Source organism: Flavivirga eckloniae, from assembly GCF_002886045.1.
Taxonomy (GTDB): Bacteria; Bacteroidota; Bacteroidia; order Flavobacteriales; family Flavobacteriaceae; genus Flavivirga; species Flavivirga eckloniae.
In genome coordinates, this window is record NZ_CP025791.1 from 2,079,088 (window position 1) to 2,093,313 (window position 14,226).

14 protein-coding genes are annotated in these 14,226 nt (G+C 34.1%); 8 read left to right on the top strand and 6 right to left on the bottom strand.

Annotated elements, in window-relative coordinates; all coding sequences use genetic code 11:
* The first annotated feature begins 183 nt into the window (after positions 1 to 183).
* From miaB to groL, 8 genes are all read left to right on the top strand, one after another.
* Positions 184 to 1,632: a tRNA (N6-isopentenyl adenosine(37)-C2)-methylthiotransferase MiaB gene (gene miaB, locus C1H87_RS08530; RefSeq protein ID WP_102755396.1), complete on the top strand. Its 1,449-nt coding sequence runs from the start codon at positions 184 to 186 to the stop codon at positions 1,630 to 1,632.
* Positions 1,633 to 1,637: 5 nt separating this feature from the next.
* A complete protein-coding gene (locus tag C1H87_RS08535; RefSeq protein WP_102755397.1) occupies positions 1,638 to 1,979 on the top strand; it encodes a hypothetical protein in 342 nt (113 codons plus the stop codon).
* 53 nt (positions 1,980 to 2,032) lie between these two features.
* The gene (locus tag C1H87_RS08540; protein WP_102755398.1) at positions 2,033 to 3,301 is read left to right on the top strand and encodes a sigma-54 interaction domain-containing protein; all 1,269 of its coding nucleotides are present in this window, start codon (positions 2,033 to 2,035) and stop codon (positions 3,299 to 3,301) included.
* A 137-nt stretch (positions 3,302 to 3,438) separates the two neighbouring features.
* Positions 3,439 to 3,945: an LptE family protein gene (locus tag C1H87_RS08545; protein WP_102755399.1), complete on the top strand. Its 507-nt coding sequence runs from the start codon at positions 3,439 to 3,441 to the stop codon at positions 3,943 to 3,945.
* Positions 3,946 to 3,949: 4 nt separating this feature from the next.
* A complete protein-coding gene (locus C1H87_RS08550; protein WP_102755400.1) occupies positions 3,950 to 5,023 on the top strand; it encodes a hypothetical protein in 1,074 nt (357 codons plus the stop codon).
* A gap of 2 nt (positions 5,024 to 5,025) precedes the next feature.
* Positions 5,026 to 5,394: a preprotein translocase subunit SecG gene (gene secG / locus C1H87_RS08555; protein WP_102755401.1), complete on the top strand. Its 369-nt coding sequence runs from the start codon at positions 5,026 to 5,028 to the stop codon at positions 5,392 to 5,394.
* Between the two features lie 167 nt (positions 5,395 to 5,561).
* Entirely contained in the window at positions 5,562 to 5,837 is a 276-nt protein-coding gene (locus tag C1H87_RS08560) for a co-chaperone GroES (protein ID WP_102755402.1), read from the top strand.
* A gap of 133 nt (positions 5,838 to 5,970) precedes the next feature.
* Entirely contained in the window at positions 5,971 to 7,605 is a 1,635-nt protein-coding gene (groL, locus tag C1H87_RS08565; RefSeq protein WP_102755403.1) for a chaperonin GroEL, read from the top strand.
* Between the two features lie 845 nt (positions 7,606 to 8,450).
* Here the strand turns inward: groL and C1H87_RS08570 are convergent.
* The 6 genes from C1H87_RS08570 to C1H87_RS08595 all read right to left on the bottom strand — a co-directional run bounded on the left by C1H87_RS08570 (position 8,451) and on the right by C1H87_RS08595 (position 14,010).
* Positions 8,451 to 9,014: a T6SS immunity protein Tdi1 domain-containing protein gene (locus C1H87_RS08570; RefSeq protein WP_102755404.1), complete on the bottom strand. Its 564-nt coding sequence runs from the start codon at positions 9,012 to 9,014 to the stop codon at positions 8,451 to 8,453.
* 36 nt (positions 9,015 to 9,050) lie between these two features.
* Positions 9,051 to 9,989 carry a hypothetical protein gene (locus tag C1H87_RS08575; RefSeq protein ID WP_102755405.1) on the bottom strand — a complete coding sequence of 313 codons (939 nt, stop codon included), beginning with the start codon at positions 9,987 to 9,989 and terminating at the stop codon, positions 9,051 to 9,053.
* A 48-nt stretch (positions 9,990 to 10,037) separates the two neighbouring features.
* Positions 10,038 to 10,679 carry a hypothetical protein gene (locus C1H87_RS08580; RefSeq protein ID WP_158655166.1) on the bottom strand — a complete coding sequence of 214 codons (642 nt, stop codon included), beginning with the start codon at positions 10,677 to 10,679 and terminating at the stop codon, positions 10,038 to 10,040.
* Between the two features lie 18 nt (positions 10,680 to 10,697).
* A complete protein-coding gene (locus tag C1H87_RS08585; RefSeq protein WP_102755407.1) occupies positions 10,698 to 11,429 on the bottom strand; it encodes a carbon-nitrogen hydrolase family protein in 732 nt (243 codons plus the stop codon).
* Between the two features lie 252 nt (positions 11,430 to 11,681).
* Complete coding sequence (locus tag C1H87_RS08590) at positions 11,682 to 13,151, bottom strand: RagB/SusD family nutrient uptake outer membrane protein (protein WP_102755408.1); 1,470 nt, start codon at positions 13,149 to 13,151, stop codon at positions 11,682 to 11,684.
* A gap of 469 nt (positions 13,152 to 13,620) precedes the next feature.
* Entirely contained in the window at positions 13,621 to 14,010 is a 390-nt protein-coding gene (locus C1H87_RS08595; RefSeq protein WP_102755409.1) for a heavy-metal-associated domain-containing protein, read from the bottom strand.
* Positions 14,011 to 14,226: the final 216 nt, after the last annotated feature.

Here is a 14,226-nt window from a genome sequence, read left to right on the forward strand (position 1 = left end):
ATAGTTATTTTTTTTAATAGATACAGAAAGAGTGCTTTGGTTGCGTAAATCGCCTTATTATTCCACAAAATCGAACATAAATACAGCCTGTCACTTTGTCACAAAACACAAATAAATTGTATCTTTGCACCTGCCTTTCGGCAGATGGGTACGAAAATTGACTGGTTATAGTTTCGATATACTATGGAGAAAATTATAGATGAAAATAAACAGGGTGAATCGCTCATCCTTGAACAAAAAGAAAACAATAAACGTAAACTTTTTATTGAAAGTTATGGCTGCGCCATGAATTTTAGCGATAGCGAAATAGTAGCTTCAATAATGGCCGACCAAGGGTTCAATACCACTCAGAATTTAGAAGATGCCGATTTGGTTTTGGTAAATACCTGCTCTATTCGAGATAAAGCAGAACAAACCGTACGTAAACGTTTAGAAAAATATAATGCTGTTAAAAAGTCTCATAACCCTAAAATGAAAGTAGGTGTTTTAGGATGTATGGCAGAACGACTAAAAACCAAGTTTCTTGAAGAAGAAAAAATTGTTGATTTGGTTGTTGGACCAGATGCCTATAAAGACTTACCAAATCTTTTGGCTGAAGTAGATGAAGGACGCGATGCTATAAACGTCATTCTTTCAAAAGAAGAAACCTACGGCGATATTTCTCCTGTACGTTTAAACACAAATGGCGTTACGGCATTTGTTTCCATTACTCGTGGTTGTGATAATATGTGTACTTTTTGTGTGGTGCCTTTTACACGCGGACGTGAGCGCAGTAGGGATCCACAAAGTATTATAGAGGAAGTCAATGATTTATGGAACAGAGGATTTAAGGAAATTACCCTACTTGGTCAAAATGTAGACAGCTACCTTTGGTATGGTGGCGGATTGAAAAAAGATTTCGATAATGCAAGCGACATTCAAAAAGCAACATCTGTAAACTTTGCTAAACTATTAGAGCTTTGTGCCAAAGCGCAACCAAAAATGCGAATTCGTTTTTCAACATCGAACCCGCAAGACTTAACAATCGATGTGGTTGAAACCATGGCGAAGTACAACAATATTTGTAATCACATTCACCTTCCTGTACAAAGTGGCAGCGATCGTATTTTAAAAGAAATGAATCGTTTGCATACACGCGAAGAGTATATTGACCTAATCGATAATATTCGCAGTATTATTCCAAACTGTGCTATTAGCCAAGACATGATTGTTGGTTTCCCAACAGAAACCGAAGACGATTTTAAGGATACCGTCTCGTTAATGGACCATGTAAAATATAACTTCGGGTATATGTTCACATATTCTGAACGCCCAGGAACTTTAGCAGAACGTAAAATGGAAGATGATGTGCCAGAGAATGTGAAAAAAAGAAGACTGCAAGACATTGTAGATTTACAGCTTAAACACAGTGAGATAAGAACCAAAGAAAACCTTAACACGGTTGTTGAAGTTTTAGTTGAAAAAGAGTCTAAAAAATCGAACGAACAATGGTCTGGGCGTACTCCACAAAATCTGGTAGCAGTATTCCCTAAGGCACATTATAAAGTAGGTGATTTTGTAAATGTAAAAGTAACAGATTGCACCAGTGCAACACTTATTGGTGAAGCTATTGGGTATTCTGAAAACAATTAAAAACAATGGCAGAATTCAACTTTAACAATAAAACATTTTCGTTAATAGAAAACTCTGAAAATGGAAAAGTGAATTCTGAAACTATTTTTAAATATAAACAACAGAATAACTTGGTTACTGCTGAATATTATGGTGGCTCCATAAAATATGGTAGTATAATTGCCAATTTAAAAAATAACGAACTCGATATGTTGTACCAATGCATTACAACAGAAAATGAACTAAAAGCAGGAAAAGCTATTGCCAAAATAAGTTTAACAAATAGTAACAAAATAAAACTTAAACTTAATTGGGAATGGTTAGGAAAAGGAAATGAAAGTGGTGTTTCTGAATATATCGAGCATTAAAACAAAAATCCCGCCCCGCTAACAAGAGGTACGGGGATGAAAAAATATATTAAATGGAATCAATTCAATCTATAAAACAACGTTTTGGTATTATTGGTAATACACCATCGCTAAATCGTGCTATTGAAAAAGCGATTCAGGTAGCCCCTACCGACATTTCGGTTTTGGTTACTGGAGAAAGTGGCGTTGGAAAAGAAAGTATTCCAAAAATAATCCATCAACTGTCCCACAGAAAACACAATAAATATATTGCCGTAAACTGTGGCGCAATCCCAGAAGGCACCATAGACAGTGAACTTTTTGGTCATGAAAAAGGCGCTTTTACAGGAGCAACACAAACCCGAGAAGGTTATTTTGAGGTTGCCGATGGTGGTACAATTTTTTTAGATGAAGTTGGAGAGCTTCCTTTAACGACTCAGGTACGTTTATTACGTGTTCTGGAAAATGGGGAGTTTTTAAAAGTGGGGTCTAGTAAAGTACAAAAAACCAATGTTCGTATTGTGGCTGCAACCAATGTTAATATGTTTGAAGCCATTGATAAAGAAAAATTTCGTGAAGACCTTTACTATAGACTAAGTACGGTAGATATCCATTTGCCTCCTTTACGCGAACGCCAGGAAGACATTCATTTGCTGTTTAGAAAGTTCGCTAGCGACTTTGCGCTTAAATATAAAATGCCAACGGTTAAGCTAACAGATAATGCTGTTCGCATACTAACAAAACATCGCTGGGGTGGTAATGTGCGTCAGCTTCGAAACATAGCAGAACAACTCTCTGTATTAGAGCAAAATCGTACCATAAGTGCTTCAACACTTCAAGGTTATTTGCCTACTTCCGGAACTAATTTACCGGCAGTTATTAAAACATCAAAATCTGAAAGTGATTTTAGTAGCGAACGTGAAATTCTATATAAAGTCCTTTTTGATATGAAAAGTGACTTAAACGACTTGAAAAAGCTCACCATGGAGCTTATGAAAAGTGGCAATACTAAAGATGTTGAAAAGAACAACGAAAGCTTAATTCAGAAGATTTATGGCAACGACGACAAGGATGATGCAAGCTACGAAGAGCCTATAGAAAATAATGAGGTAATCTCAATTCCAGAACATACTTCTAATGAAGTTGAAATAGTAGATATTCAAGACAAGTACCATTTCGCTGAAGAGATTGAAGAAGAGGAAACTTTATCGTTACACGACAAAGAATTGGAATTAATAAAAAAATCGCTTGAACGTCACAACGGAAAGCGTAAATTAGCTGCTGCAGAGCTAGGTATTAGCGAACGCACATTATATAGAAAGATTAAACAATATGATCTTTAAAAAGTTAGTGGCGTACAGTTGTCATTTTCTGTTTAAATTGCAACAATACTACTAACTTATCGTTTTTATAGTTATTAATTAAATGTCCCACTGAGTGACTAGTACCGAGCGTAGTCAAAGTGTTTATAAATATTTAGATGAAACATATAAAATATATCCTTTTATTGATAATAACTACAACGTTTGTAAGTTGTGGATTTTATTCCTTTACAGGAGCATCGATTGCTCCAAACATTAAAACATTTCAAGTTAATCGTTTTGAAAACACATCCATATTAGTTGAACCTGGATTGGAACTCCTTTTTCAAAATACCCTTCAGGATTTAATACAAAACCAAACCAATCTTAGCCTTGTTAATTCTAATGGCGATTTGGTGTACGAAGGCGAAATAACAACCTATAGGGTTTCTCCAACTACAGCAACATCTCAAAATACTGCTGCTCAAAACAGACTAACAATTGGTGTTAAATTACGCTTTTACAACAGGAAAAATGAAGAAGATGATTTAGAACAGAGCTTTTCATTTTTTCGAGACTTCGGCGGAAGTTCGCAACTTGATGGTTCGCTAAAGGACGAGGTTCATGAAGAAATTTTCGAGCGTATAACACAAGATATTTTTAATGCAACTTTAGCAAAATGGTAATCTAATGAACTCTAAAGATTTCGTAAACATATTACAGCACCCGCAAACTATAACGCGTCAGCAAACCGAAGCTGTAAAATCTGTTATCGATGAGTTTCCATATTTCCAATCGGCTCGTGCCGTATACCTTAAAGGCTTAAAGAATGCTAGTAGCTTTAAATATAATCAAGAACTTAAAACAACTGCTGCCTACACAACAGACAGGAGTATTTTGTTCGATTTTATTACATCGGAAGCATTCATTCAAAATGAAATTTCACAATTCATAAAACAAAATACGACACACTTAAAGGATGTAGAAGTTACTGTAGAAGATATTTCGGTAAACAAAAATGTGACAATAGATCATATTTTAAAACAGCAAATCAACGATACTCAAGGTGTACTGGATCCGGCATTATTCCAACCTAAAGAAGAACGCCCTCAAAAAACACCTTCGTTTGTTTTAGATGAATCTGAAGAAATTGAAAATGTTACCGAAGAAACAAAACCAGTTTCTGAAGAAACACAACCAACTACAGAGGAACCACAATTAGCTGCCGAGGAAACAAAAACACAGGAAACCTTGGTTAGTGATATCTTAAACCTGGGCAGACCGCTTGAATTCAATAAAAAAGAAACACATTCTTTTAATGAATGGTTAAAGTTAACATGCCTTAAACCCATTGACAGGGATCAGGATAGTGACACAAAAGCCCCCCCTGCTCCATTATCTTTTGAGCCAGTATCTTCCGAACAGGTTGCATCTAAAACAGAACCTCCTAAAAAAGAAGACAAATCTTCTGAGGAGCTAGATAAAGCTAAAAAGTTTGAGCTTATAGATCAATTTATAACGAAAAACCCGAAGATAAATCCTTTTAAAGCTACCATTACAAAAGGCAATCTTGCAAAAGCGCAAATGATAAAGCCGGAAGCCTTAATGACTGAGACTTTAGCTCGTATTTATGTGGAGCAAAAAAATTACAAAAAAGCAATTCAATCTTATAAGATTTTAAGTTTGAAATATCCAGAAAAAAGTGGTTTCTTTGCAGACCAAATCAAAGCGGTAGAAGAATTACAAGAACAAAATAAAATATAATAATGAGTACGTTTACAATATTTTTAGTATTAATTGTGGTAGTAGCATTTTTACTAATCGTAGTAATTATGGTTCAAAACCCTAAAGGAGGTGGATTATCATCATCTTTTGGCGGCGGTGGTACACAACAATTAGGTGGTGTAAAAAAGACAACCGACTTTTTAGATAAAAGTACATGGACTTTGGCTACCCTATTACTGGTGTTAATATTAGCTTCTAATGTAGCTATTAACAAAGGTGGAGAAAGTTTAGATTCTAAAGCATTAGACGAAGATGCAACAACAGCACCTGCTCCTTTGCCTACTCCAGCGCAAACAACCGATGACGCTGCAACAGCAACACCTGCAGAAGATGACTCTACAGGAGAATAATTTATTCGATAAAAGAAACAAAAAATGCCAACTTTTAAAGTTGGCATTTTTTGTTTCTGCCTATGCATTAAGTTCGTCTGCAAGTTTGTCAGTTCTTAAGGGTTGGCATATTTTTAGTATAGTCCTTAATCATTAAAAAAAATATAATTAATTAAAAAATAAAACAAATGGCATTAAACATTAAACCATTAGCAGATCGTGTTCTTATTGAACCTGCTGCAGCCGAAACTACAACGGCATCAGGGATTATTATTCCAGATAACGCTAAAGAAAAACCACAAAAAGGAAAAGTAGTAGCAGCTGGAAAAGGCACAAAAGATGAACCTATTACTGTAAAAGTTGGTGACACTGTTTTATACGGAAAATATGCTGGAACCGAACTTAAACTAGAAGGCAACGATTATTTAATTATGCGCGAAAGCGACATTTTAGCTATCATTTAATAGCAAATTCTGTCATTCCTGTAACATGTGCAGAACTCGTTTCAACAAGAAAGGCAGGAACCTCATAAAAAAACTAAATTTTCATAAAACTTAGATTCCTGCTTTCGCAGGAATGACAAAAAATAATTAAAAAATGGCAAAAGATATAAAATTTGATATTGAAGCACGTGACGGATTAAAACGCGGTGTTGATGCATTAGCCAATGCTGTAAAAGTAACTTTAGGTCCTAAAGGACGTAACGTAATTATTAGTAAATCTTTTGGAGCACCACAAGTAACTAAGGATGGTGTATCTGTAGCTAAAGAAATTGAGTTGGAAGATCCACATGAGAACATGGGAGCTCAAATGGTAAAAGAAGTTGCTTCTAAAACCAACGATTTAGCAGGAGACGGTACAACTACCGCTACTGTTTTAGCACAAGCTATCGTAAAAGAAGGTTTAAAAAATGTTGCTGCTGGCGCAAATCCTATGGATTTAAAGCGTGGTATCGACAAAGCGGTTAATGCCATTACTGCAGATTTAGATTCGCAATCTAAAAAAGTGGGTAATTCTTCTGAAAAAATAAAGCAAGTTGCTGCAATTTCTGCAAACAATGACGATACTATTGGTGAATTAATCGCTAAAGCATTTGATAAAGTTGGTAAAGAAGGTGTTATTACCGTTGAGGAAGCCAAGGGTATGGATACTTACGTAGATGTTGTTGAAGGTATGCAATTCGATAGAGGATACTTATCTCCTTACTTCGTTACAGATGCAGACAAAATGATTGCTGATCTAGAAAACCCATACATCTTATTATTTGATAAAAAGATTTCGAACTTACAGGAAATTTTACCAATCTTAGAACCTGTAGCACAATCTGGTCGTCCTTTATTAATTATTGCTGAAGATGTAGACGGACAAGCTTTAGCTACTCTAGTAGTTAACAAATTACGTGGAGGTTTAAAAATTGCTGCTGTAAAAGCACCAGGTTTTGGAGACAGACGTAAAGCTATGTTAGAAGATATTGCTATCTTAACTGGTGGTACTGTTATTTCTGAAGAAAGAGGATTTACTTTAGAGAATGCAGACTTAAGTATGTTAGGTACTGCTGAAACGGTAACGGTAGACAAAGACAATACAATGATTGTTAATGGTGCTGGAATTGCTAAAGATATTAAAGCCAGAGTAAACCAAATTAAAGCTCAGATAGAAACTACAACTAGCGATTACGATAAAGAAAAACTACAGGAACGTTTAGCTAAACTAGCTGGTGGTGTTGCTGTTCTTTACGTTGGTGCTGCTAGTGAAGTGGAGATGAAAGAGAAAAAAGACCGTGTTGATGATGCTTTACATGCAACCAGAGCTGCCGTAGAAGAAGGTATTGTTGCTGGTGGTGGTGTTGCCTTAGTAAGAGCAAAATCGGTATTAGAAAAGATCACTACTGAAAACTTAGACGAGGTTACAGGTATTCAAATTGTAGCTCGTGCTATTGAAGCACCTTTACGTACTATTGTTGAAAATGCAGGTGGAGAAGGTAGCGTAGTTATCTCTAAAGTTTTAGAAGGCAAAAAAGATTTTGGTTACGATGCCAAGTCTGAAGAATATGTAGATATGCTTAAAGCAGGTATTATCGATCCTAAGAAAGTAACACGTATTGCATTAGAAAATGCTGCCTCTGTTGCCGGAATGATCCTTACTACCGAGTGTGCATTAATCGATATTAAAGAAGAAGCGGCTCCAGCTATGCCTCCAATGGGTGGCGGTGGTATGCCAGGCATGATGTAGTAGAAGGTACTTCTTAAATGATATTAAAAACGTCTCAATTTTTGGGACGTTTTTTTATGTGTGAGGGCGTCTAAAAAGTGCCATTCTGAATGGAATGAACCTGCCAACCAGCAGCTACGGTGTACCCACATCTTTTTAATCAAGACACGAATTACACAAATAAAACCTCAATATGATGGATAGCTCTCTATACTATTCATAATTACGAATCAGACTTTCAGTCTGTTTTTACAATCCAAACCCGATTTAATTCAATTATACCTTTGTACTTTAATTTATCAATAAGTAAACTCAAATTACTTATTTGTAAATAATTTATATTTAGAACCATTTGTGATAATTCGTGAAATTAGTGTCTATCTTTTTAGAATTATTATTTAACGTAATCTTGGATAAGAGAATTTATGTCGGTGTGTCCCAGACTTGTTTCAGAACTATTTTTTTACTGTCACAGTGCTCTCCTCTTTAAATTAAAGCCGAGAAATGAATTTCGATTTTGATAAAAATTGGAAGAAAGAGGCGTTTTATTAAAAATAACAAACATATATAACCCTCCGAATCCCGATCTCATCGGGATCCACCTCCCTTTTTAATAGGGAGGAACACCTTGAATTCTTAAGCAAGATTCACGTTATTTAAGCAACCATATTTGTGGGTACACCGTAGCAACCAGCAGGGGAATCTTATTAAATTATAACTATTTAATTTATAACAAATAAAATTCTTCGCTTGCTTCGACTATGCTCAGCACAAGCCGCTCTGAATGACAAAATAAGTTACTTTTTTAGACACCCTCTTTTTTGTTTATTTACAAATCACAGTCGAAGTATTACTAGTAACTTAATTTACATAGTCATTTGAAAAACAATATCCTGATAGACTTGAGCATTACCTTTCTTCAAGTATTTAACTTCCTCGCCTCCACCCATCGCTAAAACTGGTGTAAACGTAAAAATTTCATTTTTGATCAGTACTCCTTGTTCGGTAATAGCCTGATTAAACAAATCTTCTCTTAACCACTCTTTTCTATCCTCTTCATTCGTTAGAAAATCTTCAAAAAATGATTCTAGGCCCCATACAATGGTCTCTATTTTTCGGTATTGAATATCTATCATACAAACATCCTCATCTGTTTCTGTAAGCTTCCGATAGTAAAACAGCTCTCCAAAACCGCTAATTGCAAAAGGGACGTAATTTTCTACTTCCCGTCCTAACCAAGTCCATAACGACGGTTCAAAATCCTTTGGATTAATTAATTCTATTACCCCATTATTATATTTGGCATGACCGTTAGATCTCCATAAGTCAATTAACAATTGAGGTACTTTTTCCTTATATTCTTCTATAATGTCTTCAGAAACTGGAGATACGTTTTGTTGTGGTTTAAATAGGTTTGTGAATTTTTTCATAATACATGTGTAGGTCTTATAAATCTCATGGGAGGCTTATTTGTTGATTTCTTTGTAAGTCAATAAAAATGGCACACTACATGGTGTCATGGCATGCGGAAACGAAGGTGTAATTTCAATTCCTCTTTCGGTTAGTACCCAATTTGAATATTTCCACCAGCTATCATATCCACTATCAAAATAGTCACATTGTTTATCAATATCAGGGTCGTCTTGATATTTATTCTTTAGTACCGGGTAAAAATCCAATTCAGGATATACATCACTAATTTCTTTTAATGCTTTTATTTTAACTAAATCGTAATTAAACGTTTTAATACCATGATTGGGATGTGCCCCGCCACAATAACTTGATGACGTTTCGGTGAAACATAAATAATTCTCAGATATTAATTCTATCTTCAAATTCGTTTCGAGATAATCACAATCTAAAAAGGTTTCGGCATTGGAATAGTGCAGGGTATCGAGCTTCTGATTAAAAAACAAGCGCTGTTCTTTTGTAAAACCGTTACCAAGCCTAAAGAAAGACATGTTAGAATACTTTTCCTTAAACCAAACCAACTCTTTATTTTTAAATTTTTGAACACTATCTCTAATAAACTTAATTTTCCCTTTTTTCAAAGCATAAAAGTCTGCTTCTGTTTCTATGAGATTGACCTTTAGTTCTTTTTTACCGTTTTTCCATGTTCCAACCAAATGATTACCTTTTACTTGAAGCTCAAAAAGTTCTTTTTTTTCTGATTTTTCACTAAAACGTTGGTAGAGGATAATTTGAGAATCATTCTTTTGTCCTTCAAGTCTAATATTCTTTAATCTACTACCGTAAAAGTAAACACCTTCAATATTTTCATCTTTAAACTGGTCGATTTCAAGAAACACATCATATTCACCTATTTTTCCCTCATATGTTTGGGAGTAAACAATAGTTGAAATAAACAATAGAATTAGTAGGTGGGTATTTTTTTTCTTTATCATAGGTTAATTTATATATCGTCAAGTTATGTGTAACAACAAATATTATAACTAATTTATCTCCTTTAATACACTATTATTTTCACTCTCAATTGGAGGTGGGACAAGATGAGCGTGTTCAACGTCATATACTTTTCCCGACACCTTTTTTATTTTGTAAAACGATTCTTGAAATTCTGAAACCACACTAACATCATAATAGCTTTTGTGTTCACGAATTACCATATCATCTTCAAAACTTGATATATCTGAAATTCCTCCTACCTCATCATTTTTATTAATTGCTTTTATAACAAATTCAATACTAGCTTGTGCTTCTCTTGTTTGTTTATAAAATGGAATGGTCTTCTTTTTACAATCTACTAAACCATTAGAAACCGGATTATAAACTATGATACCCTCTAAAAGGTTTACGTTTAAATCAAAATAAAACTCAGATTCTATTGGAAGGTACTTTATAGGGTTTCTAAATGAAACATAGACTTCCCTTCCATCTGTCTTTACTTTAATTTTAGCAAAATTTTCAATAGCTACTTCCCTATCTATCAATTTTAATGCCAATTGAGCAATAGAATCTTTTCCCAGTTTTACAATGTCTTTTACATCCTTATTCATATTAATCTCCTGAGAATGGCACAGGTTAAAAATTAGGATTAATTGAAACAAAGTAGCTATTTTAATAGTTTTTATCATTAATCCAGTTTGAGAGTTTTACAGTTTATCTCTTTTAACAATTTCTTCAGTTAGAGTATCGTAAATTAAAATCCCTTGGGTTTCGTCGTCGAGTTGTGCCACCAAATCGCCTTGGTTGTTCCAAACAGAAGACTTTCCTACACATGCGTTACCACCGGACATCCCTACATAGTTCGACATAAATGCCGTCATTTTATATTTTCTAGCAGTTTTCGAGATCCTGTCAATATCTTTATGAATGCTATCTATGGAATTCAATACACTAGCTATGTAAATATTCGCGCCTTGACTGTTAGCGTATTCAGAATGCTCTAAAACAGAAGTTTCATAGCATATTGCCAAAGCTATTTTATTGTTGCCTTCTTCTAAAAAGATTTGATTATTACCAACTGTAAATAAATCTGCCTCGCCCGGATGCAGATGTTGTTTCGAATAAAGGGTTCTTGGCTTATTGGGTTGAAAAATAAGCATGCTAATCAACACACCATCGGTGCTCTTTACTGGAATTCCGACCCCTATAGTAATATTGTTTTTATTACTGATTTCCTGAAATTCATCAAATCGCGAATCATCCTTATTTGTAGCCAAATCTTTTGCTAATTCTGGCTCATACCCTGTTAAGGATAGTTCGGGAAAAACAATAATATCTGATTTATTAGAAACTGCGATATTAATAATGTTTTTATGAATTTCGATATTCGCTTGAATATCTCCTTTAATTGGTTTTGTTTGGGCAATACAGATTCTCATAATAGGTTAAATTTTAAAGTTTGGGCTCTAAACAAAGACAGATAATTATGCTTTTATGCTACTTTTCCATCCTCTATTTTAAAAGCTTTAAGCGCTTAAACAATATATATTATCATTAAATGTTACACTCATAAAATTATGTAAAACAAATATAATTTTTAATTAAAAGACCTCCCATATAAATGAAAGGTCTTTACTTTATTGGGTGAATTCTTTGGGTTTTAACTTAGAATTCAATCTCTTTTGTAATTTCTAATATCCTGGGTTTTGAGAAATATCCGGGTTATTATCTAACACTGTTAAGGGTATTGGTAAAACAAACTGATAATTTTGAATTTGAAGTTCATCCTCTGCTTTACTAAATCTTTTCATGATTAGAAATATATCCCCTTCGAGGCTAAGTTCTGTTTTATACTGTTCATATATTATATCTAAATCCACATTTACCAATTCAGTTTCTCCACTACGCTGTTTTAACATGTTTATATAATTTAAGGCAGCTCCTTGTCCTGTTGTATAATAAGCTGTTTCGGCACTAGAAAGAATAGTCTCGGTATAACGAATTACAGGAACAAAATCTCCTTTGGTGAAAAAAGTATTAAACTCTGTATAGTCTCCTTTTGCAAACCCCCAGAATATCTCGGTATTATCCTTCTGGAAATTTGTTGCAGTACTTAATGCATATGCTCCACCATTTATTATTTCCTGATTTACAGTATGAGCTTCTAAATAGTTTTCACTATACAGGTTTATTCTAGATAATATCCCTTGGGCAAATGTCTTGGTTACCTTATCTTCTAAAGAAGGCCAAGTTTCTGGAAGGTTCGGCATGGCTGCATTTACGTCATTTATTATCCATTGTACAACCTCCTCGTTTGTATTTCTTGCAGAAAACAAATTCCCTTCAAGCTCTTCAACAATAGGAATGCTATTAAACCACTCTAGGATCTTAAAAGCCGTGTATGCCCTTATTGTTTTGGCCTGAGCTATTAATTCGTTTTTAGAAAGCTCGTTTGAAACGTTTTTATCTGCGCTTAAAATAATCAGGTTCATTTTATAAATAATCTCCCAAGCATCATCCCATAGTTTGATTATTTTTTCATCGGATGGATTCTGTGTGTGCTCATAAATGCTTGACCAACTACTATCTGGCAAAGCTATTTGATTTGAATATACTGCATCGAACAAAAACTCAAACTGAATAAATTTGTCGAATTTCGGATAACAGGCATCCAATGAGTCATTAATAGCCGCTTCATTTGCGATTAAAGGGTCTACTACTGTACTTTCCAAATTTGAGAAAGTACCTCCATTGATTTTTATTTCCAAGTTATCTGTTTCAGATTTTAGTTCAACATCATACTCTCCAGAATAAACCGCTCCATCTTTTTGCAAAATAATAGTTCCCGACAGTCCTTTGTATGTATCAACTCCATTTGTATATTCAACTGTAGCCTTAAGCAAGGTAGACGGTTTCAATGGCTCATCTAATATGTTATACGCTCCTTTTAATGTATCGTTAGTTACAATTTTCACCTCCTTTAATCCATCAGTAAAAGTAATTAGCAGTTGTTTCCCTAAGACTTTAATAGAGCTCTCTGTTGGTGTAAACACCTCCCCATCTATAATAATTCTCTCGTCTTCAATCGGACTTGCATTATCTTTTTCGCAAGCCCACAAAAGCCCTACAAATACAAAAAACAGTAAATTTTTAAACTTCATTTTAATTTATTTAAGTTAATAGTAAAAAACACTTTAAGTAATTATAACATCCTGTAGTCTGTATTTTAAAAGACAAACCAACTAGATAATACTACGCTTGGAGGGATATGCTATACTAAAGAAAAGAGTTCCAGACATTAATTAATTGATTCAAAAATAGGGAAACCTGATGCTCATACTTGGTATAGACTGTTATAATCGATAAATGACAAAACTAATAATCGATGAATTGTAAATCGTAATCATTTGCTAATAATGGGTTTTGCTTAAAAATAGTATACTTGGAAACAAAAAAGAAGCTACCTAAAAAAGACAAATAACATTGAATGTTCGATTGAGCACAGACGAAGTACTCGAGGAGACATTACATCAATATTTTACACTGGATAAAATTTTTATTGGATGTCTCGAACTTGATAATAATTAAGCTTTTTTAAGTAGTCCTTTTTCGAGACTTTAGTATTTAATTTTAGTGCTTATGACCATCGCCATCTTTATGTTCTTCGCCTTCTTTATGATCATCAACTATTTCCCTATCTCTATATTTACAACAAGGATGCACAGAAGCATAAGCTTCATCTGTAGCTTTTAGTTCTTTGGTATCATGACCTACGGCCACAATACTATTTTGTATGGTCTTTAAATCGGTTTTTCGTTCGTCAAAAATCAATTTCAATTCATGGGTTTTCACATTCCAAACCGCAGACTTAACGCCTTTGGTATTCAGGCTTGCTTTTTCGATTCTGGTTTTGCACATTAGGCAAACACCATCAACTTCTAAAGATGCTCTGGCGTTTTTGTTTTGTGCAAATGATACTGTTGTTATTAATACGGTTAATACTGTTATTATTTTTTTCATGATTCTGTTATTTTTTTCATTTCCATGTATGTGGAAATCTGTTCTTTTATTCTTTTAGTGTCATTGCGATACTTAGCAAAAGTCGTAGCTGTTTATTTAATTTAAACGATTCTTCACTTCGTTCTGAATGACAAGTCTTTTACTTTGTCTGGTTGAATGCAATCTAAAGACTTAATTGAGCTCGACCACACATTTAGTTTCTATTCATGAGATTTC

Bases quoted from the DNA above. Each gene is read 5' to 3' on its own strand.
- miaB (WP_102755396.1), top strand. From the start codon at position 184: ATGGAGAAAATTATAGATGAAAATAAACAGGGTGAATCGCTCATCCTT.
- C1H87_RS08535 (WP_102755397.1), top strand. From the start codon at position 1,638: ATGGCAGAATTCAACTTTAACAATAAAACATTTTCGTTAATAGAAAAC.
- C1H87_RS08540 (WP_102755398.1), top strand. From the start codon at position 2,033: ATGGAATCAATTCAATCTATAAAACAACGTTTTGGTATTATTGGTAAT.
- C1H87_RS08545 (WP_102755399.1), top strand. From the start codon at position 3,439: ATGAAACATATAAAATATATCCTTTTATTGATAATAACTACAACGTTT.
- C1H87_RS08550 (WP_102755400.1), top strand. From the start codon at position 3,950: ATGAACTCTAAAGATTTCGTAAACATATTACAGCACCCGCAAACTATA.
- secG (WP_102755401.1), top strand. From the start codon at position 5,026: ATGAGTACGTTTACAATATTTTTAGTATTAATTGTGGTAGTAGCATTT.
- C1H87_RS08560 (WP_102755402.1), top strand. From the start codon at position 5,562: ATGGCATTAAACATTAAACCATTAGCAGATCGTGTTCTTATTGAACCT.
- groL (WP_102755403.1), top strand. From the start codon at position 5,971: ATGGCAAAAGATATAAAATTTGATATTGAAGCACGTGACGGATTAAAA.
- C1H87_RS08570 (WP_102755404.1), bottom strand. From the start codon at position 9,014: ATGAAAAAATTCACAAACCTATTTAAACCACAACAAAACGTATCTCCA.
- C1H87_RS08575 (WP_102755405.1), bottom strand. From the start codon at position 9,989: ATGATAAAGAAAAAAAATACCCACCTACTAATTCTATTGTTTATTTCA.
- C1H87_RS08580 (WP_158655166.1), bottom strand. From the start codon at position 10,679: ATGATAAAAACTATTAAAATAGCTACTTTGTTTCAATTAATCCTAATT.
- C1H87_RS08585 (WP_102755407.1), bottom strand. From the start codon at position 11,429: ATGAGAATCTGTATTGCCCAAACAAAACCAATTAAAGGAGATATTCAA.
- C1H87_RS08590 (WP_102755408.1), bottom strand. From the start codon at position 13,151: ATGAAGTTTAAAAATTTACTGTTTTTTGTATTTGTAGGGCTTTTGTGG.
- C1H87_RS08595 (WP_102755409.1), bottom strand. From the start codon at position 14,010: ATGAAAAAAATAATAACAGTATTAACCGTATTAATAACAACAGTATCA.